Origin of the sequence: Ketogulonicigenium vulgare WSH-001 (assembly GCF_000223375.1) — a bacterium.
Lineage (GTDB): Bacteria > Pseudomonadota > Alphaproteobacteria > Rhodobacterales > Rhodobacteraceae > Ketogulonicigenium > Ketogulonicigenium vulgare.
Map to the genome: position 1 here is coordinate 2,475,660 of NC_017384.1, position 24,341 is coordinate 2,500,000.

Here is a 24,341-nt window from a genome sequence, read left to right on the forward strand (position 1 = left end):
CCCTCGCTAGTCTTCGCTTTCACCCGGGCTGGATCGCAGCGATTTCACCGCGCCGGTGCGTTTTTTCGCATCCAGACGGCGGCGGACGGACCCCGCGGTGGGTTTGGTGGCAATGCGCCGCTTTGGCACCACCAGCGCGGCGCGGATCAGCTCGGCCAGACGTTCGCGGGCGATCTCGCGGTTGCGGGCTTGGCTGCGGGTGTCCTGCACGGCGATAATAATCGCGCCGTCCCCCGTCCAGCGCCAGCCCGCCAGCCGTTTCAGCCGCCTTTTGACGGGATCAGGCAAGGTGGGGGATCGCTCGGCCTCGAACCGCAGTTCAACCGCGGTCGAGACCTTGTTCACATTCTGCCCGCCCGGACCCGAGGCCCGGACGAACTGCTCGGTCAGTTCCCAATCCTGTATCGTGATCTGATCCGAGATATGCAGCATCGCGTGTCCTTAGGCGGTTCTCGCCATCAGATAACGCACAAAGGCGCGGAATGGCACCAGCGCGATGACGGCAATCGCCATTTTCACGCCCCAATCCGCAATCGCCAGCGAGACCCACAGCGGCGCATCCGGCCCAAAGGTCAGCAGCGGCACGGTCTCGGACGCCCAGGCGATCTGTTCGTCGGCCACCGCACCAAAGATGGTGATGAACAGCGCGAACGAGATGGTAAAGAACAGCACAGTGTCCAGGATCGAGCCGCAGATCGACGAGATCAGCGGCGCTTTCCACCACGCCTGCGTGCGCAGACGGTTGAACACGGCAATATCCAGCAGCTGCGCCGCGCCAAAGGCAATGGCCGAGGCATAGGCCGTGCGGATCGCCACAGCGGGGCCGAATTCAAGCATGATTTGCGTGCCGATCAGCGAGCAGATGATCCCGGTGACGAAACCGGCAAAGACCACCTGACGCGCGGCTTTGGGGCCGTAAACGCGGTTGGTGACCTCGTTGATCAGGAAGGCGATCGGATAGGTGAAGGCACCCCAGGTCAGAATCCCGTCAAGGATCAGGAACTGAACAAGGATGTTGGACGCGACAACAGTCGCAGCCATGGCAATAACGCCAGGGAGGAATTTCATGGATCTCTGTCCGTTTTGACAAGGTGACCGGAGGACTTGGCCCGGCACATGCCGGACAGGCGGCGCGTTAAACCTGCGTCACTCGCCCGTCAAGAGCTGTATTTCAACGATCTGGCTGGGCAGCAGGCGTCCGAAATTATCATCCGCGATCAATGTGGCGACCAGATTATCTTTGCCCTGCCAGACGGAAATCCCCTCCAGATTGCCGAAGCGGCCCATCGCACTGGTGAATTCCCCCCTTATATCAGTGCCATCGCGCGTCATGCTGCGGATGCGGGATTGAAAACCGATGCCGCGAAAGGCGCGCTCTAGAATATAAAGCCGCCCATCAGGCCCAAAATCTGCGCCCACCGCCGCCCAGCCTTGGCCATCCGTGGGCAGATGAAAAATGATCTGCCAATCACGGCTGCCCGGCCCCAGATAGTAAACCGGCCCGCCGCCCTCGGGCAGGGTGTAAAGCCCGCCACCGGAATCAACCGCCAGCGCCTCGAGGGCGCGATTGCGGGGCAGGGCCCCGAAATCGGCGTGGCGGGGCAGTATTTCGGGCAAGCCATGCAGCCCCATTTGCCGCGTCACACGCGGCTGATGTTCGAAACTGATGAACAGCGTGCCACCCTCAGCGCGCGCGATCCCCTCGCTATCGCCCATCGGCCCTTGCAACACCGCGCCGTCTGTGTCCGTCAGCGGCGCGTGATCCAGCACGGTGATCGCGGCAATCGCGCCATCAGCCGTGCGCGTGAACGCGCCCGCCACCAGATAGCCGCGATCCGACAGCGCGATGAAATCACGACCGTCATCAGACAGATCAATCCCTGAGAACCCCCCGAACCACGGCGCATCGACGTGCCACGGGGTGACGACGGCCTCGGCCGCCGCACCCGTGGCCAGCGCTGCGACCGCGATTACGGCGCGGCCAAGACCAGCGAACATTGCGCAGGCAGTTCATTCACCCGCAGCGGCCCGCGCGGCGGCGGCGCATTGGGATCGCGCGGACGCGGCGGCGGTGGGTTCAGGATATTGGCGACGAATTCTTCGGCCTCGGCGCAGCCGTCACCGGGCGGGGGTGGCACCTGATCCTCGCAATAGCGCGCGCCGGCGGGGCAGTTCAGCCGCACGTGGAAATGGGTATTATGCCCGGCCCAAGGGCGCACCTTGTTCAGCCAACTGCGATCGCCCGTCGCAGTGCGGCACAGTTCAACCTTGGCCCCGCCAAAGATAAAGATCCGCGCGGTGCGGGGATCTTGGGCGGCGCGCTGCACCAGTGCGGCGTGCTGGGGCGTCCAGCTGCTGTTCACATAGGCCCCGCCCGCGCGCTGCATATCGCGCGAAGAGATCGCCTCGCGCTCACTCCGGGTCAGGTCAAGGCGGCTGGGCGGCAGCATCCAGATATCCATATCGAGGCCGGATTGGTGGCTGGCGTGGCCCGACAGCATCGGCCCGCCGCGCGGCTGGCTCATATCGCCGACATATAGCCCCTCCCACCCCGGCAATGTCGCGGCATAGCGGCTGAGGTCTTGCACAAAGGCCAGCGTCTCGGGCTGGGCCCAGTTGCGATTTCGCGACAGGCGCATCGCTTGCCATGTCGGGCCTGTTTCGGGCAGCGCCATCGCCCCCGCTTGACAGCCCACCGCATAGCCGCCCACCGGCCCGACCGAGGCGCTGGAGGCTGTGCTTTGATAGCCAAAGGCCTCACGCGCGACGCGGCTGTCGGACAGATGGGCCTGTAATGTCGGATCGGGACCTTCGGCGCGGCAGGCGCCAAGCGCCATCACAATGGCTAAAGCGGCAAGGACGGGTCTCATGTTGGGGCCTGTATGCTGTTTTCACCACGCTAGCACCGCTTTGTCATCGGCGAAACGGTTTTGATGGGCGGGCAGGGATTGCCCTTCGCACCCTCTCGCCTTAGTTCATTCTTGTGCTGATACAGGTGGGGCCATGTCGACATTGCTGGAATTTCTGCTGCTGATCCTTGCGCTGGCGCGTTATGTGATCCTGATCTATTTCGCGATGAGCTGGCTGATCACCTTCCAAGTGCTGAACCTGCGCCAGCCGATTGTTGCGCGCATCTGGTATACCTTGGTCCGCATCACCGAGCCGGTCTTTGCCCCCGTGCGCCGCCTTGTGCCGCCGATGGGCGGGATCGACTGGGCACCGCTGCTGGTCATTCTGGCGATCTATGTGCTGGAAATGCTGCTGCGCAGCAACGCCGCCGCTTTCTATTAATTGATGCAAAAATACGAAACCCTGCGCAGGGTCTTCGGCTTTGACGCCTTTCGCCCCGGGCAAGAGGAAATCGTCGATTCCGTGACCCAGGGCCAGAATACGCTGGCCATCATGCCGACAGGCGGGGGCAAGTCGCTGTGTTATCAGCTACCTGCGCTGTGCCGGGGCGGGGTGACGGTTGTGGTCTCGCCGCTGATTGCGCTGATGCGCGATCAGGTGCGCGGGCTGACGCAGCAGGGCGTTGTCGCAGGCGCGCTGACATCCGCCAACACGCCCGAGGAAAATGACGCCATCTGGCGCGCATTATCCGATGGTCAGATGAAGCTGCTGTATCTGGCACCCGAACGCCTTGCCGCCGGGGCCACTGTGCAGATGCTGGAACGCGTCGGCGTCGGCCTGATCGCGGTGGACGAGGCGCATTGCGTCAGCCAATGGGGCCATGATTTCCGCCCCGATTACCTGCGCATCGGCGCATTGCGCCGCGCGCTGGATGTGCCGCTGGCGGCCTTTACCGCCACCGCCGACCCCGAAACCCAGCTTGAGATTGTCGAAAAGCTGTTCGGCGGCCATGCCCCCGCGACCTTTCTGCGCGGCTTTGATCGCCCGAACATCCACCTCGCTTTTGCGGCGAAAGACGGACCGCGCCAGCAGATCCTGCGCTTTGCTTCTGCGCGCAAGGGGCAGTCCGGTATCGTCTATTGCGGCACCCGCGCCAAGACCGAAGTGCTGGCCCAAGCCCTGCGCGAAGCGGGCATCCCCGCCTGCCACTATCACGGCGGCATGGAGCCGAACCTGCGGCGCGAGACCGAGGAGCGTTTCCAGCAAGAAGACGGGCTGATCGTCGTTGCCACCATCGCTTTTGGCATGGGCATCGACAAACCCGATATCCGCTGGGTCGCCCATGCCGATCTGCCCAAATCGATCGAGGGCTATTATCAGGAAATCGGCCGCGCCGGCCGCGACGGTGCCCCGGCCGAGACGCTGACGCTGTTTGGCGCCGACGATATCCGTTACCGCCGCGCCCAGATCGACGAAGGCGCCGCCCCCGATGACCGCAAGGCCGCCGACCATGCCCGCCTGAACGCCCTTCTGGGTCTGGCCGAGGCGCAGACCTGCCGCCGCCACGGGTTGCTCACCTATTTTGGCGAGGCACCGCCGCCGCCGTGCCAGAACTGCGATCTGTGCGATGCGCCGCCCGCTTTGTTCGATGCGACGACGCCCGTGCGCATGGCGCTGTCTGCCATCGCCCGCACCGCGCAAAGCTTTGGCGCGGGCCATATCATTGATATCCTGACCGGAAATGCGACCGATAAACTGCGCGAGCGTGGCCATGATGCCCTGCCGACCTTTGGCGTCGGCAATGGCTGGTCGCGGCCGCAGTGGCAGGGCATGTTCCGCCAGATGATGGGCCTCGACCTTTTGCGCCCCGACAGCGCCCGCCACGGTGCGCTTTACCTGACCGAGGCCGCGCGTCCCGTGCTCAAGGGCGAACAGCCGGTCACCTTGCGATCTGATGCGTTGAAGGTCGCGAAATCCGCCCCCACCGTGCGTGCCATTGTGGCCGAGGAGGATGCGCCGCTGTTTTCCGCCCTGCGCGCCAAACGCGCGGCGCTGGCGAAGGCACAGGGCGTGCCCGCCTATGTCATCTTTCCCGACAAGACCTTGGCCGAAATGGTCGCCGCGCAGCCCGAGACCCTTGACGATATGGCCCGCATCAGCGGCGTCGGCGTGAAAAAGCTGGAGCTTTATGGCGAGGAATTCCTTGCCGTTCTGACCGGCGAGGCCGCGCGCCTGCATCCGATGCGCCGCAGGCTTGCCGGACAGGCGGGCGGGCAGCTTTATGACCTGCTGCTGGCGGCGCAGGCCGATCTGCAGCGGGGGACCAGCGGCTTTGACAAACCCATGAGCCTGTCGTCGGCGGAACTCGCGCGCGTGGCCAAGGCGCGCCCCCATGACATGGATGCGATGACCCGCCTGATCGGCGAAAAACACGCCGAGCGCTTCGGCGCGGCTTTTCTTCGCGCCATAGAGCGCGCAAACTAGACCCGCGACCAATAAGGACTGCTGCCCGTGCTTTGTGTAATTTCGCCTGCCAAGGCGCTGGATCTGACGCCGAACCCGACCACGACGACCCGGCCCGCCTGGCAAAAGGACGCCGCGCATCTGGCGGGCTTGATGAAGCAAAAATCCGTGGCCGAGATCCGCGCCATGATGGATCTGTCCGAAGAACTGGCGCAGCTGAACCGCACGCGCTTCCAAAGCTTTGCCAATCATCCCGGCCCGGATCATGAAAAGGCCGCGATCTATACATTCAACGGCGATACCTATCAGGGCTTTGATGCGGCCACGCTGGATGCACCGGCTTTGTCCTATGCGCAGGATCATTTGCGGATTCTGTCCGGCCTTTACGGAATGCTGCGCCCGCTGGACGCGATCCAGGCCTATCGTCTGGAAATGGGTCGCCGCCTGACCACGGAAAAAGGCAACACGCTTTATGCCTATTGGGGCGATCGCATCGCCCGCGCGCTGAACGATCAGGCCGAGGCATTGGGCACCGAATTCCTGCTCGATTGTGCCAGTCAGGAATATTTCAAAGTCGTCGACCGCAAGGCGCTCAAGCTGATGGTGATCGAGCCGACCTTCCTCGAGGTGAAGAACGGCGTCGGTAAAACCGTGTCATTCTATGCCAAGCGCGCGCGCGGCGCGATGGCGCGTTTCGCGATGGATAACCGCATCACCGATCCGACCGATCTGCGCGCCTTCAGCGTGGGCGGCTATCGCTGGAACCCCGAGAGCCTGCCCGGCAAGCCCGTGTTCAGCCGCCCATCCCCCACCGCGCGTGACATCACTGCGGGTTGACTTCGCGCCCCATCAGGCATTCTTTGCGCCTGATTTCGAATGTGGGTGCGAGTGATGTTGCGCGAATTTTTCTCTTACTACCGACCGTGGCGCAAGCTGTTCATCCTTGATTTTGGCTCGGCCGTTGTCTCGGGCCTCTTGGAACTTGCCTTTCCGCTGGCGATTACCTGGTTCATCGACAGCCTGATCCCCTTGGGCGATCTGCAACTGACCGTCTTTGCCGCGCTGGCGCTGGCGGGGGTTTACGGGCTGAACGCCTATCTGATGTATGTCGTGATCTATTGGGGCCACCAACTGGGCATCAATATCGAGACCGAGATGCGCCGCCGCGCCTTTGACCATCTGCAAAAGCTGTCGTGGAGCTATTACGACACCCAGCGCACCGGCAAATTGGTCGCACGCGTCACCCGCGACCTTGAGGAAATCGGCGAGGTCGCCCACCACGGCCCCGAGGATCTGTTCATCGCCGTGATGACCTTTATCGGCGCGTTCTGCCTGATGGCGATGCTGCATGTGCCGCTTGCTCTGCTGACGCTGATCGTGGTGCCGGTCTCGTTCCTTGTGGTGCTGTTCTTTGGCCGTCGCATGACCCAGACATGGCGCGCGATCTATTCCCGCGTCGCGGGATTTAACATCCGGCTCGAGGAAAACGTCGGCGGTATCCGCGTCGTCCAGGCCTTTGGTAATGAGGAACACGAGCGCAAACTGTTTGCCAAGGACAATGCCGCCTATCGCAACACCAAAATCGACGCCTATCGCTATATGGCAGGCTCTAACGCGCTGAACTATGTGGGGATGCGCGCAACGCAGATCATCGTCATGGTCGCAGGCGCGGCTTTTGTGCTGGACGGCAGCCTGACCACGGGCGGCTTCGTCGGCTTTCTGCTGCTGGTGAACGTGTTCCTGCGCCCGCTCGATAAGATCGCCACCGTGATCGAGATGTATCCCCGCGGCATCGCAGGCTTTAAGAACTTCCAAGAACTGATGTCGATCGACCCCGATATCGCCGACCGCGCCACCGCGAAAGATGCCCCCGTCCTGACCGGCGATATCCGCTTTGACGATGTGCATTTCGCCTATTCCAACGGGCGCGAGGTGCTCAAAGGTGTCTCGTTCGCCGTGAAACCGGGCGAGACGGTGGCCTTTGTCGGCCCCTCGGGCGCGGGGAAAACCTCGCTTCTGGCGCTGCTGCCGCGATTCTATGATGTGACGGGCGGCCAGATCACCGTGAACGGCACCGATTTGCGCGACCTGACGCTGGCCAGCCTTCGGGCCCAAGTCGGTATCGTCAGCCAAGATGTCTATCTGTTCGGCGGCACCTTGCGCGACAATATCGGCTATGGCCGCCTGGGTGCGACTGATGCCGAGATTATGGAGGCCGCCGCCCTTGCGCAGCTATCCGATATGATCGCCGGTATGCCCGCAGGCCTCGATACCATCGTGGGCGAGCGCGGCGTCATGCTGTCGGGTGGCCAGAAACAGCGCGTCGCCATCGCGCGCCTGTTCCTGAAGAACCCGCCGATCCTGATCCTCGACGAGGCGACATCCGCCCTCGATACCCAGACCGAGCGCGAGATCCAAGGCGCCCTCGACCGTCTGGCCGTTGGCCGCACCACGCTGGTCATCGCGCACCGGCTGGCAACGATCCGCAATGCCGACCGCATTTTCGTCATGGAAGACGGTCAGATTATCGAGACCGGCACCCATGCCGAGCTGGTCGCCGCAGGTGGTCGTTATGCGCGTCTGGACGCCGCTTAACCCATCAACAGGCGGATCGCGAGCACCGTCGAGGTGATGACGAGCAGCGGTTTGATGATCTTGGCGCCGACCCGCATGGCAAGGCGCGATCCAACATAGGCGCCCGCGACCTGCGCCAGCCCCATCAGCAGCCCCGTGATCCACCACGGGGTTGCGACCACGGCAAAGGCCAGCATCCCGCCCACATTCGACGACAGGTTCAAAAGTTTGGTATGCGCCGTGGCCTTTAGCACGCCGTAACCGGCCAGCGCGACAAAGCCGATCATATAGAACGCCCCCGCGCCGGGTCCGACCAAACCGTCATAGAACCCGACCAGCGGCACGACACTGGCCCCAAACAGCAGCGGCGTGATGCGCTGGCGGCGGTCGATATCATTGAGGCCCGGCTTCAGCGCGAAAAACAGCGCGATACCGATCAGCAGGATCGGCAGGCCCATGCGGATCGCCTCGACCGGCAGCGAACTGGTCAGCAGCGCGCCCAGCACCGATGCGACAAAGGCCGCAGCGGCAGGCCAGATCTGTTTGCGTAAGTCCACATGCCCCGCCCGCGCATAGCTATAGGTCGCCATCGCCGTGCCAAAGACGCCTTGGATCTTGTTGGTGGCAATCGCGGTCACCGGCGGTGCGCCTGCCAGCATCAGCACCGGCAGGGTGATTAGCCCGCCGCCGCCCGCAATGGAATCGACGACGCCCGCAAGAAATGCGGCCGCGATCAGCAGCATCAGAATATCAGGTGCGACTTCCAACATGATCAGGCCGCGAATTCCGCGCGGGTATAGCCCTGAATGAACAGCAGTGCCGACAGATCGCCGTGATTGATGCGGATATCGCATTGCGCCGCCACGGCGGGTTTTGCGTGCAGCGCAACGCCCGCACCAGCCAGATCCAGCATCCCCAGATCATTCGCGCCGTCGCCCACCGCCATCACCGCCTCATACCCAAGGCCAAGACGCGCGCGCAGCTCTTCGAGTGCGGCAACCTTGGCTTCGCGGCCCAGGATCGGATCGGCGACCTCGCCCGTCAGTCGGCCATCCGCCGCCAGCAGCGTATTGGCGCGGTTCTCGTCGAACCCCAGCGCCGCGCCGACGCGGGCGGTAAAGGCGGTGAACCCGCCCGAGACCAGCGCGCAATAGGCGCCGTTCGCCTTCATCGTCGCGATCAGATCGCGCCCGCCGGGGGTATAGGTAATGCGCGTCGCCAGCACATGGTCGATGACGCTCTCGTCCAGTCCCTTCAGCAGGCCGACACGTTCGCGCAGGGCGGCGTTGAAATCCAATTCGCCATTCATCGCGCGGGCGGTGATATCGGCGACGCGGGGGCCAACGCCGGCCTCGGCGGCCAGCTCATCAATGCATTCCTGCCGGATCATGGTCGAATCCATATCCGCCAGCAGCAGGTGCTTTTTGCGGCCTGCCGATGGCTGCACCACCAGATCAACGCCGATGGCCTGCAGATCAGCCCAAGCCTGCCATTGATCGGCGGGCAGGGCGGGCATGTCGAATTCCGCGGCTTCCCCCGCCGCCAGCCAGCGGGCCTCGCCGCCGCCCCATGTTTTGGAAAGCGCAGCGATCAGCCCGCCCTCTAAAGCGGGGTTCTGCGGATCGGTCAAAAGCGTTGCGGTAAACATGGGGCCTCGCGCGGGCAGGGAAGGGGATTTGCCCCCTTCTAGTGCCGCCCGCGCCGCAAGGGAAGCTGCTTAGACCACGGGCGTCAGTAGGGGGCGGCCCTCGAAATGCGCCAGCAGATTGCCCAGCATCAGATCGCCCATCGCAGTGCGCGCCGCCTCGACCGCGCCGCCGATATGGGGCAGCAGCAGCACATTCTCCATGGCAAACAGCGCTTCGGGCACCTGCGGCTCGTTCTCGAACACATCCAGCGCCGCGCCGCCCAAGCCGCCCGCTTGCAGCAGCTCGACCATGGCGGCTTCGTCAATGACGGTGCCGCGCGCCAGATTCACGATCTGACCCTGTGGCCCCAAAGCCTCCAGCACCTCGCGCGAGATCAGCTTTGACGTGCCCGCGCCGCCCGGCACGATGACGACCAGCCAATCCACTTCGCGCGCCAGTTCCACCAGATCCGCCACATAGCGATAGGGCAGCTCGGGCTTTGCGCTGCGGGCGGTATAAAGGATTTCCATCTTCATCGGCACCAGACGTTCCGCAATCTCGATCCCGATGCGGCCCATGCCGACGATACCGGCCTTTTTGCCCGTCAATGTGCCGGTCAGGGGCGCATGGCCCGTCAGCCATTTGCCGGCGCGCACAAAATCATCGTGCCAAGCGATGCGGCGCTCCTGCCCGATCATCATCCCGACGGTCAGCTCGGCCACCACGTCGTTCAGCATCTGGGCAGGCGCATTGGTGACGCGAATGCCGCGCGCGGCGCAGGCATCGGTATCAACCTTGTCATAGCCCGCGCCAAAGTTGGCGACGATCTCTAGCGCTGGCAGGCGCGCGATCAGATCTGCGGGCGCAACGCCACTGGTCGCGGCGCGGATGCGGGGGCCGACCTCGGCCAGCAGCGCCTCGGGGTCGGGGGCATTATACAGCTGATGCACGGTGAAATGCGCGCGCATCTTTTCGACCAGCGCGGGGGCAAGGGGCGAGGTCTGCAAAAGTTCGATTGTCATGGGGGCTTCTTCTGTTCGGGTAAGTGGCGGGACAGACTAACGGGGCGCAGGCTTGCCCAATTCCCGCGCCTTGGCAAGCATTGCCGCATTTGCCTTGACCTGTGCACAGCGCTAAACCGCGTTCATGCCCATAAAGGAGTCCGCGATGCGCCTGCACCATATCAAAGCCCATGCGTTTCACGCGCCCCGTCTGGGCGAGGTACAGGAATTCACCGATGTGCTGATCTCGCTGGACGAGACCGGCACGATTGTCGCAGTGACCGAGGGCGCCGATCACCCCGATGCGCTGGTGCTGCCCGCTGGCCAGATCCTGATCCCCGGCTTTGTCGATCTGCATGTCCATGCGCCGCAATATCCACAGCTCGGCAGCGCGCTGGACCTGCCACTCGAGGATTGGCTGCAGCATTATACTTTCCCGCTCGAGGCGCGTTACGCCGATCTGGATTTCGCCCGCACGGTCTATGATACGCTTATCGCCGATATGCTGGCGCTTGGCACCACATCCGCGCTGCATTTTGCGACGATCCATGTGCCTGCGACGAACCTTTTGGCCGAGATCTGCCTCAGCCGTGGCCAGCGCGCCGTGATCGGCAAGGTCGCGATGGACGACCCCGATGCTTGCCCCGATTTCTACCGCGATGCCTCGGCCACTGACGCCATTGACGGCACCCGCGCCGTCATCGACCATATCCACGCGATTGCGGGCAAGGACGGTCTGGTCGCCCCCGCGATCACGCCGCGTTTCATTCCCAGCTGCACCGATGAATGTCTGCATGGCCTAGGCAAGCTTGCGGCCGAGACCGGCGTGCGTGTGCAATCGCATATTTCCGAATCCGACTGGCAGCACGGGTTTGTGCGCGCCCGCACCGGGCGTTCGGACGCCGAAAGTTTTGCCCATTACGGGTTGCTGCGCGAATATTCCGTCTTTGCCCATGGCACGCATCTGAGCGCGTCCGATATGGAGCTGCTCCGCGATCACGGCGCGGGCGTTGCGCATTGCGCGGCCTCGAACGCCTATTTTGCGGGGGCGGTGTTTCCGCTGCGCCGCGCGCTGGATATCGGGCTGAACACCGGCCTTGGCACCGATATCTCGGGCGGCCCGAACCCCTCGATTTTCGAGGCGGCGCGCATGACGGTCGCTGCCTCGCGCATTCGCGCGCGCGGTGTGGATGCGGATATCGCGGCGGACGCGCGTGGCACGGCCGAACCCGCGATTGATATGGCAACGGCCTTCCACCTTGCCACGCGTGGCGGCGCACAGGCACTGGGCCTGCCGGTCGGCGCGTTCGAAGTGGGGATGAAATTTGACGCGATGGCGATTGACACATTGCGCGCCGAGGGCACCATTCGCCCGTTTGGTGCCACAGGCCTGCGCCTGCTGGAAAAGGTGCTGCACACCGCCAGCCGTCCCAATATCGTAGTGGTCTGGACGGACGGTGTGCAGCGGGTCGGGTCTTAACCCTTCAGCGCATCGCGCACGACATCGGCCAGCGGCGTGGTCGGGCGACCGATCAGCCGCGACAGGTCATTCCCCTCGTGGTGCAGCGCGCCGTTCGAGGCACCCGTGTCCCACGAGGCGATCGCCTCGGCAAAGCTGGCGGGAATGCCAAAGCCTTCCAGCGTCTTGGCATAATCCGCCTCGGCCAGATGATTATAGGCGATGGGCTTGCCGGTTTGCGCCGCCACTTCGGCAGCCAGTTCGGCCAGCGTATAGGATGTATCGCCCGCCAGCTCATAGGTTTTACCCTCGTGGCCGGTGCCGGTCAGCACAGCGACAGCGGCGGCTGCGAAATCTGCGCGCGGGGCAGATGCGATGCGACCCTCGCCCGCACTTCCGATCAGACCGCCAGCCGCAACCGAACCCGCAAGGTTGCCGGTGTAGTTTTCCGTATACCAGCCGTTGCGCAGGATCGTATAGGTCAGGCCGGATGCCTTCAGCAGCGCCTCGGTCTCGCGGTGCTCATCCGCCAGCGACAGGGGCGATTCGTCAGCCTTTAGCAGGCTGGTATAGATGATATGCGTGACGCCCGCGGATTTCGCAGCGGCGATCACATTGGCATGCTGGGCGGCGCGCTGGCCGACTTCGCTGGACGAGATCAGCAGCAGCTTATCAACGCCTGCCAGCGCAACTTCCAGACTATCGGGCTGGCTGTAATCGGCGGCGCGGGCGGTGACGCCCAGATCTGCGGCCTTGGCCACATCGCGCACCAGCGCGACGATCTGATCGGCGGGCACTTTTTCCTTCAACTGCGCAATAACCAGGCGACCGAGCTGGCCGGTGGCCCCTGTAACAGCGATTGTCATGGCGATTCTCCTTGCATCCATGGCTCTGCACCATCATATGCGCCAAGACTTACGAAATGTAAGAACCTACAAAAAGGTAAGTGTCATGAATCCCCAGATCCTGCGCAAACACGGCGAAGATATGCTGGCGGCTGATGTCCTCAGCAGTAAATGCCCCTCGCGCCGTGTGCTGTCGCATTTGACCAGCCGCTGGGGTGTGCTGGTGATGGTCGCGCTGATGCTGGACGGTCAGCAGCGGTTCAGCACCCTGCGTCGCCGCGTCGATGGCGTCAGCGAGAGGATGTTGGCCCAAACCCTACAAGCGCTGGAAGCCGATGGCATCGTGCAGCGGATCGATTTCAAAACCGTGCCGCCCCATGTGGAATATGTGCTGACCCCCATCGGCCATGAGGCGGCCGAGAAAGTCACCGCGCTGGCGGGCTGGGCCGAAGATAACCTTGACCGCCTGCTGGCCGCCGCACAGTCTGGCGCAACGCGCGATGCGTCAAACATTGTGCAACTTTCTGGTGAAACCCACACGGAAATGTCCTAGCGTCAGCGCATGGGGCGGAAAACCTTCCCCACGGGGAAGAAAGTCCTTGCAAACAAGGCTATGTCCCCGATGAAAGCCTATCAGAGGAGGCCAAAATGGCGTTTCTGCTTTCATTCGGAACTGAGGTGCGGGACGAGCTGCGGCGCAACTGGGGATGGATCCTGGCCGCTGGAATCGTCATGGTGCTTGCGGGCGTGCTGGCACTGGGCAATCTGTTCCTTGCCACCGTCGCATCGGTTTACTACGTCGGCCTGTTGATGATCCTGGGGGGCGCCGCGCAGATCGTGCAGGTCTTTCGCGCCACCGGCTGGAGCCGTCTTTATTGGCTGATCGGCGGCCTGATCTATATCGCGGCAGGCTTTGTCACCTTTTCCAACCCGGTCTTTGCCAGCTCGGTGCTGACGCTGCTGCTGGGCGCGGTGCTGATTGTCGGCGGAGTCGTGCGGATCATCATGGGATGGCGCGTCGATCCCGACCTTGGCAAATGGTGGATCGTGCTGGCGGGCGTGGTCACAACGCTTGCGGGCCTTGTGATCTTGATCGGCTGGCCGGTGAACAGCCTGTTTGTGCTGGGCGCAATCCTTGCCATCGACCTGCTGTTGCAGGGCTGGGCGGCGATCTTCCTGGCCTTCGCCGCCCGTAAATAAAGCCATCCGGCGGCGCTATTTCAGGCGCCGCCCCTTGACCCGCCGGATGCGCGCCGCGCGCCGCATCATCAGATCCAGCGCCACGACCACTGCCGAAAACGCCATCGCGCTATAGATATAGCCGCGCGGAAAGTGGCTGCCAAAGCCATCTGCCACCAGCGTCGCGCCGATCAGCAGCAAGAACCCCAGCGCCAGCACGGTCAGGCTGGGGTAATCTTGCAAGAACCGCGCCAGCGGCCCTGACGCGAACAGCATCACCAATATCGCCACGCCCACCGCGATCATCATCACCGGCAGATGATCGGTCATGCCGACGGCCGTAATGATACTGTCGACCGAGAAGATGATATCGAAAATCGGGATCTGTACGATGACGATCATCAAGCTGGCGGCGCCAACCTTTGGCCCGGCGTCTTCCTCGGAAAAGTCGGGGTTGATCATATGGCTGATCTCGACCGTCGCTTTCCAGATCAGGAACAGCCCGCCGCCGATCAGGATCATATCGCGGACCGAAAAACCGTGGCCAAAGGCGCTGAACACGGGCGTCGTCAGTGTCACCACCCAGGCAATCGCGGCCAGCCCGATCAGCCGCACGATCAGCGCCAGCCCAAGGCCCACAGCGCGCGCCATCGGGCGCATATGTTCGGGAAGCTGATTGGTCAGCAATGCCAGAAAGACAAGGTTGTCGATCCCCAGCACAATCTCCATCGCGATCAGGCTGACCAGCGCGGCCCAGGCCGCCGGATCGGCCATCGCGGCCATGAACCCTTGCATTTAAATGCCCTTCATCGGGTGAGTCTGTGCCAACGATGCACCCGCGCCATTGCGAAGTCCATGCGGCTTGAAGGGCAAAAGCCCCGGGAAATGCCGGGGCTTTCCGGTTGTTTAAGTCTTAGAAACGGAAGCCGACCAGCAATTGCGTGCTTTCGCTGGTGGCGCGCGCGCCAATGACGAAACGATCGAACGAGACCGTCAGCACGGCGCCAAAGTTGCCGGTGTAATCCACGTTGGGCGCCGTATCGGCATAGCATTGATATCCGAGATAGGACCGACGGCAGGACTGCGCCTCTTCGCGCACGCCAGCCAGCAGGGCGGCGTCGATGCGATGCGTGCCGCTTTGATACAGGTTCGCACCGACCAGAAAGTTGAACGACATCGCTGTGCGGTCTGCGTTGCTGCGATACCAGGTCGAATCGGATTTGATCCCCTCGCGCGCGATGTCAAAGCCGACAACCAGCGGGCTGTTCGTGACCTTATACATCATGCCGATCGCCAGCTGCGTATGATCGTTCGCCTCGCGGTCATCGCTTGAGACGCCTGCGCCGCCATAGATGGCGTATTGCAGCGTGTCAGTGCTTTGGGCGAACAAGGGGCTGGCGACAAGCGATACCGCCAAAGCGGCAGCAGGAATGGCGAAGGTTTTCAATGGGCTATCCTTTGGTGCTGAAGCCGTGCGCGATAGCGGGCTTGCGTAGCTTCGGCAATATGTCCGCAGGGGCCGCGACAGCGCCCATGATACTTCGCGCGCATCCGTTGTCATAAAGCCACATCAGGCGGCAGGTGCCGTAAAAACATCACTTGATTTTACTTTGGGGCAAGAGTAGCCACGGCGGTGGGACACCCCTCCCCAACGGGGGGCGATTATCTGTAAGGATACCAGACATGACCACCACCAAACCGGCTGCGCTGCCGGCGAACCCGCGTTTTTCCTCGGGCCCCTGCGCAAAACCCCCGACATGGTCGCTTGAAGCCTTGTCCGACGCGCCCGTCGGCCGCTCGCACCGTGCCGCGATTGGCAAAAAGAAATTGAAAGAGGCGATCGACCTGACACGCGAAGTGTTGGGCGTTCCGGCTGATTACCGCATCGGTATCGTGCCTGCCTCGGACACCGGCGCTGTGGAAATGGCGCTGTGGTCGCTGCTGGGCGCGCGCCCGGTGGAAATGCTGGCTTGGGAAAGCTTTGGCGAGGGTTGGGTCACCGATGTCGTCAAACAGCTAAAGCTGGACGCCGAGATCAAAAAAGCCCCCTATGGGCAGATCGTTGATTTTGCCACCGTCGATTTCGACAAAGACGTTGTTTTCACGTGGAACGGCACCACCTCGGGCGTGCGCCTGCCCAGCGGCGATGCGATCCCCGCGGACCGCGCCGGCCTGACCATTTGCGATGCGACCTCGGCCGCATTCGCGCAGGATCTGGCCTGGGACAAGCTGGATGTCGTCACCTTTAGCTGGCAAAAAGTGCTGGGCGGCGAGGGTGGCCACGGTGTTCTGATCCTGTCGCCCCGCGCGGTCGAGCGTCTGGAAAGCTACACCCCCGCATGGCCGCTGCCCAAGATCTTCCGCCTGACCTCGAAGGGTAAGCTGATCGAGGGGATCTTTGTTGGCGAGACGATCAACACCCCGTCGATGCTCTGTGTCGAGGATTACATCTTTGCGCTGAACTGGGCCAAATCGGTCGGCGGTTTCACAGGGCTGCAGGCGCGCGCCGACGCCAATTCGCAGGCGATCTTTGATTTTTGCGCCACGCGCGACTGGATCGACAATCTGGCCGAGGATGCGGCCACGCGGTCGAACACCTCGGTCTGCCTGAAATTCACCAACCCCGCCATCAAAGACGGCGCGGCTTTTGCCAAGGGCGTTGCAAAACGCCTTGAGGCCGAGGGCGCGGCGCTGGATGCGGCGTCCTATCGCGATGCGCCTGCGGGCCTGCGCGTCTGGTGCGGTGCGACGGTCGAGACGGCTGATGTCGCCGCGATGCTGCCCTGGCTCGAGTGGGCCTATCAGGCCGAACTCGCCGCTCAAGCGTAATTCACTGCGGGCCAAAGCGCCCGCAGACCCCCTAAAATTTTCACCAAGGATACCTGAAAATGGCTCCCAAGGTTCTGATTTCCGACGAACTCTCTGACGCCGCCGTGCAGATCTTCCGTGATCGCGGCATCGAGGTCGACTTCCAGCCCAAGCTGGGTAAAGACAAAGAAAAGCTGGCCGAGATCATCGGCAATTACGACGCGCTGGCGATCCGTTCGGCGACCAAGGTCACCGAAAAGCTGATCGAGCAAGCCACCAATCTGAAGGTGATCGGCCGCGCCGGGATCGGTGTCGATAACGTCGACATTCCCGCCGCGTCGAAAAAGGGCATCATCGTGATGAACACCCCCTTTGGCAATTCGATCACCACCGCCGAACATGCCATTTCAATGATGATGGCCGTGGCGCGCCAGATCCCCGAGGCGTCGGCCTCGACCCATGCGGGCAAATGGGAAAAGTCGCGCTTCATGGGGGTCGAGCTGACCGCCAAGACGCTGGGCGTCATCGGTGCGGGCAATATCGGCTCGATCGTCTGTGACCGTGCCAAAGGTCTGCGTATGAAGGTTGTCGCCTATGACCCCTTCTTGACCGAAGATCGCGCAACGCAACTGGGGATCGAAAAGGTCGAGCTGGATGATCTGTTGGCCCGCGCCGATTTCATCACGCTGCACGTGCCGCTGACCGATGCGACCCGCAATATCCTGTCGGCCGAGGCGATCGCCAAGACCAAGCCCGGTGTGCGTATCGTCAACTGCGCCCGTGGCGGTCTGGTGGACGAAGCCGCGCTGGCCGAGGCGATCAAATCCGGACATGTCGCCGGCGCCGCTTTCGACGTGTTCGAGGTCGAGCCTGCAACGGAAAGCCCGCTGTTCAACCTGCCCAACGTTGTCGTGACGCCCCACCTTGGCGCATCGACCAGCGAAGCGCAGGAAAATGTCGCGCTGCAAGTGGCCGAACAGATTGCCGATTACCTGCTGACCGGCGCGGTGACCAATGCGCTGAACATGCCATCAGTCACGGCCGAAGAAGCCAAGATCATGGGCCCGTGGATCAAACTGGCGGGTCATCTTGGCAATTTCATCGGTCAGATGACCAACGAGCCGATTGTCGCGATCAATATCCTGTTTGATGGCGTGGCCTCGACCATGAACCTGAAGGCGCTGAACTCGGCCGTGATTGCGGGCATCATGCGCAAGTTCAACCCCGATACCAACCTTGTGTCTGCGCCGGTCATCGCAAAGGATCGCGGGATCAAGATATCGACCACGCAGCAAGATGCAGCCGGCGCGTTTGAAGGCTATATCAAAGTCACCGTCACCACCGAGCAGCGCACCCGTTCGGTGGCTGGCACCGTGTTCAGCGATGGCAAGCCGCGCTTTATCCAGATCAAAGAGATCAACGTCGATGCCGAGATCGGTGCCGATATGATCTATACGACCAACAAAGACGTCCCCGGTGTGATCGGCACTCTGGGCGGTATCTTGGGCGAGAATGGCGTCAATATCGCGAACTTCACCCTTGGCCGCGCGGATCAGGGCGGCGAGGCGATTGCGGTGCTTTATGTCGATGGCCGCCCCGACGAGGCGGTGCTGGACAAGGTTCGCGCCTCTGGCAAGTTTGGCCAGGTGACGGCGATGCATTTCGATGTGAACTAAAAGAATGGGGCCTCAGGGCCCCATTTTCTTTATGTCGGGGGATAAGATGTTGGAACTGAGACCCGGTTGCGAATGCTGCGACCGCGACCTGCCGCCAGAATCGCGCGATGCGCGGATTTGCACCTTTGAATGCACCTTCTGCGTCGATTGCGCCGAGGATGTCTTGGGCGGTATTTGCCCCAATTGCGCGGGCGAGCTGGTGCGCCGCCCTGTGCGCCCGCCCGCCGCGCTGCTGCGCCATCCAGCCTCGACGACGCGGGTATTCAAGCCGCGCGCCTAACGCAGGCTGCGCCCCTTGATGATCGCATCCTTGCCAAAGCGGGCGCGGATCGCGTCGGTGGCGCGTTCCGCCCCGGCGCGTTTGGGCGCATCGGGGTCCAGCAGGTCGGTTTGGCGATCGTCATCGCGTGCGGGCAGCAGGTCACTGATACCAACGCCCAGCAGGCGATAGGGCCCTTGGTTGCCGACCGCATCAAACAGGTGGCGGGCGGTGCGGTAGATCGCATCGGCCAATTGTGTCGGCCGATCCAGCTTGCGCGCCCGCGTGATCAGCGTGTGGTTGGCGCGTTTCAGTTTCAGCGTCACCGTCCAGCCCGCCATATCATGCGCCTTCGCGCGCCCCGATACCTTTTCCGCCATGCGCCAGATATGGCCATCCAGCAGATCGGGGTCGGATGTATCCACGTCAAACGTCGTCTCGTTCGAGATGCCTTTGAGCGCGCGGTCGGGGGCGACGGGGCGGGCGTCCTGCCCGCGTGCAAGGTGATAGAGGCGGCTGCCCATCGCGCCGAACCGCTCGTGCAGGGCCTGTCTGTCCCAGCGGGTGATGTCGGAAAAGGTGCGGATACCGGCACGTTCCAGCTGTTCCTGTCCCGCAGGGCCGATGCCCCAGATCATCCGCACGGATTTGGGCGCAAGGAAAGCCAGCGTCTCGGCCTGACCGATCACCGAAAACCCGCGCGGCTTTTCCAGATCAGAGGCGATCTTGGCCAGGAATTTGTTATGCGACAGCCCGACCGAGGCCGTCAGTCCCAATTCCTGTTCGATCCGGCGCACCAGCCGCGCCATGACCAGCGCGGGCGGGGCGTGGTGCAGGCGGGCGGTGCCGCGCAGATCCAAGAACGCTTCGTCCAGTGAGAGCGGCTCGATCGCGGGGGTCAGCGCGTCCATCATGGCGCGGATCTGGCGCGAGACCTCGGCATAGACAGACATGCGCGGCGGCACGACCACCGCATCGGGGCAGAGCTTTTTGGCCTGAAACATCGGCATGGCCGAGCGCACGCCGCGCACCCGCGCAATATAGCAGCAGGTCGACACGACGCCCCGCGTACCGCCGCCGACGATCAAGGGCTTGTCCTGCAGTGCGGGATTGTCGCGCTTTTCCACGCTGGCAAAGAAAGCGTCGCAATCCATATGGGCAATGCCAAGGTCGAAAAGTTCGGGATGGGACAGCATACGCGGGCTGCGGCACGCCGGGCAGCGCGGCGGCGCATCGTCGAAGACGGACAGACAAGAGCGGCACAGGCTGGGCATGACCCATAATAGCAGGGCGGAACAGAACGTGAAAGTGGCAGCTTGTCGCCGGTGAATATCCTGTTTTTCTTGACCTTTAGGCCGAAAATGCCAAAAATCTACGCAGATTTGCAAAGGAGGCAGCAATGCCCAGCGATATATCCGGAACGGGCCTGATCCTGATTTTGGTGGCGGCCTTTGTCGTCATCAGCATTTTCTGGGGCATTCGCATCGTGCCGCAGTCCGAAAAATTCGTGATCGAGCGGTTTGGCCGTCTGCATTCGGTGCTGGGGCCGGGGATCAACTTTATCGTGCCCTTCCTTGACCGCGTGGCGCATCGCATCTCGGTGCTGGAACGGCAGATGCCTGCGACCGAGCAAGATGCCATCACCTCGGATAACGTGCTGGTTTCGGTCGAAACCTCGGTCTTTTATCGCATCAATGACCCGGAAAAATCTGTCTACCGTATCCGCGATGTGGATGCGGCGATCCAGACCACGGTGGCGGGGATCGTGCGGTCGGAAATTGGCCGGATCGAGCTGGATCAGGTGCAGTCCAACCGCGGCCAGCTGATCGAGGCGATCCGTGTTCAACTGGCCGATCAGGTCGATGACTGGGGGATCGAGGTGACCCGCACCGAGATTCTGGATGTGAATCTGGATCAGGCGACCCGCTCGGCGATGCTGCAGCAGTTGAACGCCGAACGCGCCCGCCGCGCCGTCGTGACCGAGGCCGAAGGGCGCAAACGCGCGGTCGAATTGCAGGCGGACGCCGATCTATATGCCGCCGAACAGGGCGCGAAAGCCCGCCGGATCGAGGCGGATGCCGAGGCCTATGCCACGGGCGTCGTCGCCGAGGCGATCGCCAAAAACGGCCTAGAGGCGGCGCAGTATCAGGTCGCGCTGAAACAGGTCGAGGGGCTGACGAAACTGTCTGGCGCGAATGGCAACCAGACCATCGTGTTGCCGGCAAATGCGCTGGATGCCTTTGCCGATGCGTTCAAGATGCTGGGGGGACGGCTGAAATGACGGCGCTGATGACCGTCTGGTGGGCCTGGGTCTGCGCGGGGGTCGTCTTTGCGATCATCGAAGTGGTCGTGCCCGCGTTCATATTCTTGGGCTTTGCGATTGGCGCGGTGCTGACGGGGATCGTGGTGCTGCTGGGGCTGACGTCGGTGCCGTGGCTGCTGCTCATGTTCGCGCTGTTTTCGCTGGCGGCCTATATCGCGCTGCGTCTGGCCTTTGGCGCGCGGAAGGGCGAGCGTCGCACCTTCCGCGATGATATCAACGATAATCGCCGTTAGGGCAGCTCGGCCACGATAGCGCGGGCGGCGGCGGCGGGATCTGCCGCTTGCCAGATCGGGCGGCCGACAACGATATGATCCGCCCCTGCGGCAATCGCGCTGGCGGGGGTTTCGACACGTTTTTGATCGCCCAAAGCCGCGCCTGCGGGGCGCACGCCGGGGGTGACGATCAGGCGACCGGCGGCCTCGGGCAGGGCGCGGATCAGCGCGGCCTCTTGCGGGCTGGCGATGACGCCATCGGCACCGGCGGCAAAGGCGCGGGCGGCACGCTCGGCGACGATCTCGGGGATGTCACCGCTGCGGATCAGGCCCGCATCCAGATCGGCGCGGTCAAGCGAGGTTAGGATCGTCACCGCGAGGATTTTCAGGTCTTTGCCTGCCGCGCCCTGTTTGGCGGCATTGACCACATGGGGATCGCCGTGGACGGTCAGGAAATCGAGGTCGAACTGCGCGATGCCGCGCGCGGCCGATTCAATCGTTGCGCCGATATCGAACAGTTTCATATCCAGAAAGACGCGCTTGCCATGTTCGTCCTTTAGCTCGCGCGCAAGGGCCATGCCGCCGGTGGTCAGCATCCCCAGGCCGATCTTGTAAAAGCTTGCCGCATCGCCCAGCTTTTCGGCCAGTTGCAGGCCCGCGATGGCGTTGGGAACATCAAGGGCGACGATAAGGCGGTCATCAACATGTGGCATCTGGGGCATCTCCTGAACAAACGGTTGCCTTCTGGACGGGCGGGGCGGGCAAGTCAATTCAAATAGGGCGCGGGCGCACTTGTATCATAAGCGCAACATGCCCAATTATGGCCCAGAGGCCCCAATAGGGACGTGCCGCATGGGCGGGCGTCATCACCATCCGGGGCGCTTTGAAAGGGAGAATGCACATGAACTTAGAGAAGTTCACCGAGCGGTCTCGTGGTTTTTTGCAAGCCGCTCAGACGATTGCCATGCGCGAAGGGCATCAGCGCCTTTTGCCCGAACATATTCTGAAAGCCCTGCTGGACGATCCCGAAGGTCTGTCCGCCAATCTGATCAACCGCGCAGGTGGCGCGGCCGATCGCGTGCGCGAGGCTGTGGATCTGGCTGTCAGCCGCCTGCCGAAAGTGTCGGGCGATGCGGGGCAGGTGTACCTTGATTCGCTGACCGGCCGCGTGCTGGACGAGGCGGAACAGATCTCGACCAAGGCGGGCGATAGTTTCGTCACCGTGGAACGGCTGCTGACGGCGCTGGCGCTGGTCAAGTCCAAGGCGAAAGAGGCGCTGGACGCCGGTGCCGTGACGCCGCAGGGGCTGAACACCGCCATCAATGATATCCGCAAGGGTCGCACCGCCGATAGTGCCGGGGCCGAGGACGGCTTTGACGCGCTGAAGAAATATGCGCGCGACCTGACCGAGGATGCCGCGGCCGGCAAGATCGACCCGATCATTGGCCGGGACGAGGAAATCCGCCGCGCCATGCAGGTGCTGTCGCGCCGCACCAAGAATAACCCGATCCTGATCGGCGAGCCGGGCGTGGGTAAGACCGCGATTGCCGAGGGCCTTGCTCTGCGCATCATCAACGGCGACGTGCCTGAATCGTTGCGCAACAAAAAGCTGTTGGCGCTGGATATGGGGTCGCTGATCGCCGGTGCGAAATATCGCGGCGAATTCGAGGAACGTCTGAAGTCGATCCTGAAAGAGATCGAAGCCGCCGCGGGCGAGGTGATCTTGTTCATTGACGAGATCCACACGCTGGTCGGTGCCGGCAAGGCCGATGGTGCGATGGATGCGGCGAACCTGATCAAGCCTGCGCTGGCACGGGGCGAGTTGCATTGCGTCGGCGCGACCACGCTGGACGAATACCGTAAGTATATAGAGAAGGACGCCGCGCTCGCCCGCCGGTTCCAGCCCATCGTCGTGGCCGAACCCAATGTCGAGGATACGATCAGCATCCTGCGCGGCATCAAAGAGAAATACGAGCTGCACCACGGGGTGCGGATCTCGGATTCGGCTTTGGTGGCGGCGGCGCAATTGTCGCATCGCTATATCACCGACCGTTTCCTGCCCGATAAGGCCATCGACCTTGTGGACGAGGCTGCCAGCCGTCTGCGCATGGAAGTGGACAGCAAGCCCGAGGAGCTCGACGCGCTGGACCGCGAAGTGCTGCAAAAGCAGATCGAGGCCGAGGCGCTGAAGAAGGAAGATGACACCGCCAGCAAGGATCGCCTTGAAAAGCTGGAACGTGAGCTGTCGGATCTGCAAGAACGCGCCGCCAGCCTGACCGCCAAATGGCAGTCGGAACGTGACCAGATGGAAGCTGCGCGCGGCCTGAAAGAAAAGCTGGAAAAGGCACGGGCCGAGCTGGAGATCGCCAAGCGCGAGGGGAACCTCGGCAAGGCGGGCGAGCTGTCCTATGGCATTATCCCGCAGCTGGAACGCGATATCGCGGCGGCGGATACGGCAGAAAGCGTCATGGTCGAAGAGACCGTCCGCCCCGAGCAGATCGCCGAAGTGGTCGAGCGCTGGACCGGTATCCCGACCGCCCGCATGCTGGAAGGCGAGCGCGACAAGCTGCTGCGGATGGAGGACGAGCTGGGCCGCCGCGTCATCGGTCAGCGCGAGGCGGTCCATGCTGTCGCCAACGCCGTCCGCCGCGCGCGCGCTGGGCTGAATGATGAAAACCGCCCGCTGGGCAGTTTCCTGTTCCTCGGCCCGACAGGTGTGGGCAAGACCGAGCTGACCAAGGCCGTGGCTGAATTCCTGTTCGACGACGACACTGCGATGGTGCGGATCGACATGTCGGAATTCATGGAAAAGCATTCGGTCGCGCGACTGATCGGTGCGCCTCCGGGCTATGTCGGCTATGAAGAAGGCGGCGTTCTGACCGAGGCCGTGCGGCGCAGACCCTATCAGGTCGTGCTGTTCGACGAGGTGGAAAAGGCCCACCCCGATGTGTTCAACGTTCTGCTGCAAGTGCTGGACGACGGGATGCTGACGGATGGCCAGGGGCGCACGGTCGACTTCAAACAGACGCTGATCGTGCTGACATCGAACCTTGGCTCGCAAGCG

25 protein-coding genes (1 of these 25 only partly in view) are annotated in these 24,341 nt (G+C 62.9%); 13 read left to right on the forward strand and 12 right to left on the reverse strand.

Annotated elements, in window-relative coordinates; genetic code table 11:
* Positions 1-6: 6 nt before the first annotated feature.
* The 4 genes from arfB to mepA all read right to left on the reverse strand — a co-directional run bounded on the left by arfB (position 7) and on the right by mepA (position 2,870).
* Complete coding sequence (arfB, locus tag KVU_RS12325) at positions 7-432, reverse strand: alternative ribosome rescue aminoacyl-tRNA hydrolase ArfB (RefSeq protein WP_014538074.1); 426 nt, start codon at positions 430-432, stop codon at positions 7-9.
* Positions 433-441: 9 nt separating this feature from the next.
* Positions 442-1,068 carry a queuosine precursor transporter gene (locus KVU_RS12330; protein ID WP_013385577.1) on the reverse strand — a complete coding sequence of 209 codons (627 nt, stop codon included), beginning with the start codon at positions 1,066-1,068 and terminating at the stop codon, positions 442-444.
* Positions 1,069-1,146: 78 nt separating this feature from the next.
* Positions 1,147-1,998, reverse strand: coding sequence for an esterase-like activity of phytase family protein (locus KVU_RS12335; protein ID WP_013385578.1), 852 nt, complete (start codon positions 1,996-1,998; stop codon positions 1,147-1,149).
* Positions 1,971-2,870: a penicillin-insensitive murein endopeptidase gene (gene mepA, locus KVU_RS12340; RefSeq protein ID WP_013385579.1), complete on the reverse strand. Its 900-nt coding sequence runs from the start codon at positions 2,868-2,870 to the stop codon at positions 1,971-1,973. Before mepA ends, KVU_RS12335 begins: the two co-directional genes overlap by 28 nt.
* Positions 2,871-3,003: 133 nt before the next feature.
* On the opposite strand from mepA, the gene KVU_RS12345 reads away from it, so the two are divergent.
* The 4 genes from KVU_RS12345 to KVU_RS12360 are packed head-to-tail and all read left to right on the forward strand — an operon-like array spanning position 3,004 to position 7,908.
* On the forward strand, positions 3,004-3,291 hold the full coding sequence (locus KVU_RS12345) for a YggT family protein (protein WP_013385580.1): 288 nt from the start codon (positions 3,004-3,006) through the stop codon (positions 3,289-3,291).
* Positions 3,292-3,294: 3 nt separating this feature from the next.
* Complete coding sequence (recQ, locus tag KVU_RS12350) at positions 3,295-5,334, forward strand: DNA helicase RecQ (protein WP_013385581.1); 2,040 nt, start codon at positions 3,295-3,297, stop codon at positions 5,332-5,334.
* Between the two features lie 27 nt (positions 5,335-5,361).
* Positions 5,362-6,150 (forward strand): peroxide stress protein YaaA, encoded by a 789-nt coding sequence (gene yaaA / locus KVU_RS12355; protein ID WP_013385582.1) that lies wholly within the window; start codon positions 5,362-5,364, stop codon positions 6,148-6,150.
* 54 nt (positions 6,151-6,204) lie between these two features.
* A complete protein-coding gene (locus KVU_RS12360; protein WP_013385583.1) occupies positions 6,205-7,908 on the forward strand; it encodes an ABC transporter ATP-binding protein in 1,704 nt (567 codons plus the stop codon).
* Here KVU_RS12360 and KVU_RS12365 read toward each other — a convergent pair.
* The 3 genes from KVU_RS12365 to KVU_RS12375 form a co-directional block, all read right to left on the reverse strand.
* Positions 7,905-8,657 carry a TSUP family transporter gene (locus KVU_RS12365; protein ID WP_013385584.1) on the reverse strand — a complete coding sequence of 251 codons (753 nt, stop codon included), beginning with the start codon at positions 8,655-8,657 and terminating at the stop codon, positions 7,905-7,907. The genes KVU_RS12360 and KVU_RS12365 overlap by 4 nt on opposite strands.
* 2 nt (positions 8,658-8,659) lie before the next feature.
* Entirely contained in the window at positions 8,660-9,535 is an 876-nt protein-coding gene (serB, locus tag KVU_RS12370) for a phosphoserine phosphatase SerB (RefSeq protein ID WP_013385585.1), read from the reverse strand.
* A gap of 69 nt (positions 9,536-9,604) precedes the next feature.
* Positions 9,605-10,537: a 2-hydroxyacid dehydrogenase gene (locus tag KVU_RS12375; protein ID WP_013385586.1), complete on the reverse strand. Its 933-nt coding sequence runs from the start codon at positions 10,535-10,537 to the stop codon at positions 9,605-9,607.
* Between the two features lie 145 nt (positions 10,538-10,682).
* On the opposite strand from KVU_RS12375, the gene KVU_RS12380 reads away from it, so the two are divergent.
* Positions 10,683-11,996: an amidohydrolase family protein gene (locus tag KVU_RS12380; RefSeq protein ID WP_013385587.1), complete on the forward strand. Its 1,314-nt coding sequence runs from the start codon at positions 10,683-10,685 to the stop codon at positions 11,994-11,996.
* On the opposite strand, the gene KVU_RS12385 is transcribed toward KVU_RS12380, so the two are convergent.
* Positions 11,993-12,841, reverse strand: coding sequence for an SDR family oxidoreductase (locus KVU_RS12385; RefSeq protein WP_013385588.1), 849 nt, complete (start codon positions 12,839-12,841; stop codon positions 11,993-11,995). The genes KVU_RS12380 and KVU_RS12385 overlap by 4 nt on opposite strands.
* A gap of 85 nt (positions 12,842-12,926) precedes the next feature.
* On the opposite strand from KVU_RS12385, the gene KVU_RS12390 reads away from it, so the two are divergent.
* Positions 12,927-13,373, forward strand: coding sequence for a winged helix-turn-helix transcriptional regulator (locus KVU_RS12390; protein ID WP_013385589.1), 447 nt, complete (start codon positions 12,927-12,929; stop codon positions 13,371-13,373).
* Between the two features lie 95 nt (positions 13,374-13,468).
* Positions 13,469-14,020, forward strand: a complete 552-nt coding sequence (locus KVU_RS12395) for an HdeD family acid-resistance protein (protein WP_013382851.1) — start codon at positions 13,469-13,471, stop codon at positions 14,018-14,020.
* A gap of 15 nt (positions 14,021-14,035) precedes the next feature.
* Here KVU_RS12395 and KVU_RS12400 read toward each other — a convergent pair whose 3' ends face one another.
* Together KVU_RS12400 and KVU_RS12405 are read right to left on the reverse strand one after the other, a co-directional pair.
* Positions 14,036-14,794 (reverse strand): TerC family protein, encoded by a 759-nt coding sequence (locus KVU_RS12400; protein ID WP_013382852.1) that lies wholly within the window; start codon positions 14,792-14,794, stop codon positions 14,036-14,038.
* A gap of 118 nt (positions 14,795-14,912) precedes the next feature.
* Positions 14,913-15,446 carry a hypothetical protein gene (locus KVU_RS12405; RefSeq protein WP_013382853.1) on the reverse strand — a complete coding sequence of 178 codons (534 nt, stop codon included), beginning with the start codon at positions 15,444-15,446 and terminating at the stop codon, positions 14,913-14,915.
* Positions 15,447-15,682: 236 nt separating this feature from the next.
* On the opposite strand from KVU_RS12405, the gene KVU_RS12410 reads away from it, so the two are divergent.
* From KVU_RS12410 to KVU_RS12420, 3 genes are read left to right on the forward strand one after another with little or no spacing between them, the layout of a single operon-like run.
* Positions 15,683-16,828, forward strand: a complete 1,146-nt coding sequence (locus KVU_RS12410; protein WP_013382854.1) for a phosphoserine transaminase — start codon at positions 15,683-15,685, stop codon at positions 16,826-16,828.
* Positions 16,829-16,887: 59 nt separating this feature from the next.
* A complete protein-coding gene (serA, locus tag KVU_RS12415; protein WP_013382855.1) occupies positions 16,888-18,483 on the forward strand; it encodes a phosphoglycerate dehydrogenase in 1,596 nt (531 codons plus the stop codon).
* A 46-nt stretch (positions 18,484-18,529) separates the two neighbouring features.
* Positions 18,530-18,763 carry a DUF1272 domain-containing protein gene (locus tag KVU_RS12420; RefSeq protein ID WP_014538075.1) on the forward strand — a complete coding sequence of 78 codons (234 nt, stop codon included), beginning with the start codon at positions 18,530-18,532 and terminating at the stop codon, positions 18,761-18,763.
* On the opposite strand, the gene KVU_RS12425 is transcribed toward KVU_RS12420, so the two are convergent.
* A complete protein-coding gene (locus tag KVU_RS12425; protein WP_014538076.1) occupies positions 18,760-20,016 on the reverse strand; it encodes a DNA polymerase IV in 1,257 nt (418 codons plus the stop codon). The genes KVU_RS12420 and KVU_RS12425 overlap by 4 nt on opposite strands.
* Positions 20,017-20,141: 125 nt before the next feature.
* Between KVU_RS12425 and KVU_RS12430 the strand changes: the two genes are divergently transcribed.
* Together KVU_RS12430 and KVU_RS12435 are read left to right on the forward strand one after the other, a co-directional pair.
* Positions 20,142-21,023 (forward strand): SPFH domain-containing protein, encoded by an 882-nt coding sequence (locus KVU_RS12430; RefSeq protein WP_013382858.1) that lies wholly within the window; start codon positions 20,142-20,144, stop codon positions 21,021-21,023.
* Entirely contained in the window at positions 21,020-21,298 is a 279-nt protein-coding gene (locus KVU_RS12435) for an NfeD family protein (protein ID WP_013382859.1), read from the forward strand. The genes KVU_RS12430 and KVU_RS12435 overlap by 4 nt, the downstream gene beginning before the upstream one ends.
* Here the strand turns inward: KVU_RS12435 and pyrF are convergent.
* Positions 21,295-21,999 carry an orotidine-5'-phosphate decarboxylase gene (gene pyrF / locus KVU_RS12440; RefSeq protein WP_014538077.1) on the reverse strand — a complete coding sequence of 235 codons (705 nt, stop codon included), beginning with the start codon at positions 21,997-21,999 and terminating at the stop codon, positions 21,295-21,297. The two genes, KVU_RS12435 and pyrF, sit on opposite strands and share 4 nt — an antisense overlap.
* 179 nt (positions 22,000-22,178) lie before the next feature.
* On the opposite strand from pyrF, the gene clpB reads away from it, so the two are divergent.
* Positions 22,179-24,341: the 5' portion of an ATP-dependent chaperone ClpB gene (gene clpB / locus KVU_RS12445; protein WP_014538078.1), read on the forward strand. Its footprint extends 450 nt past the window's final position; the window shows 2,163 of its 2,613 coding nt (coding positions 1-2,163); the start codon lies at positions 22,179-22,181; the stop codon falls past the right edge of the window.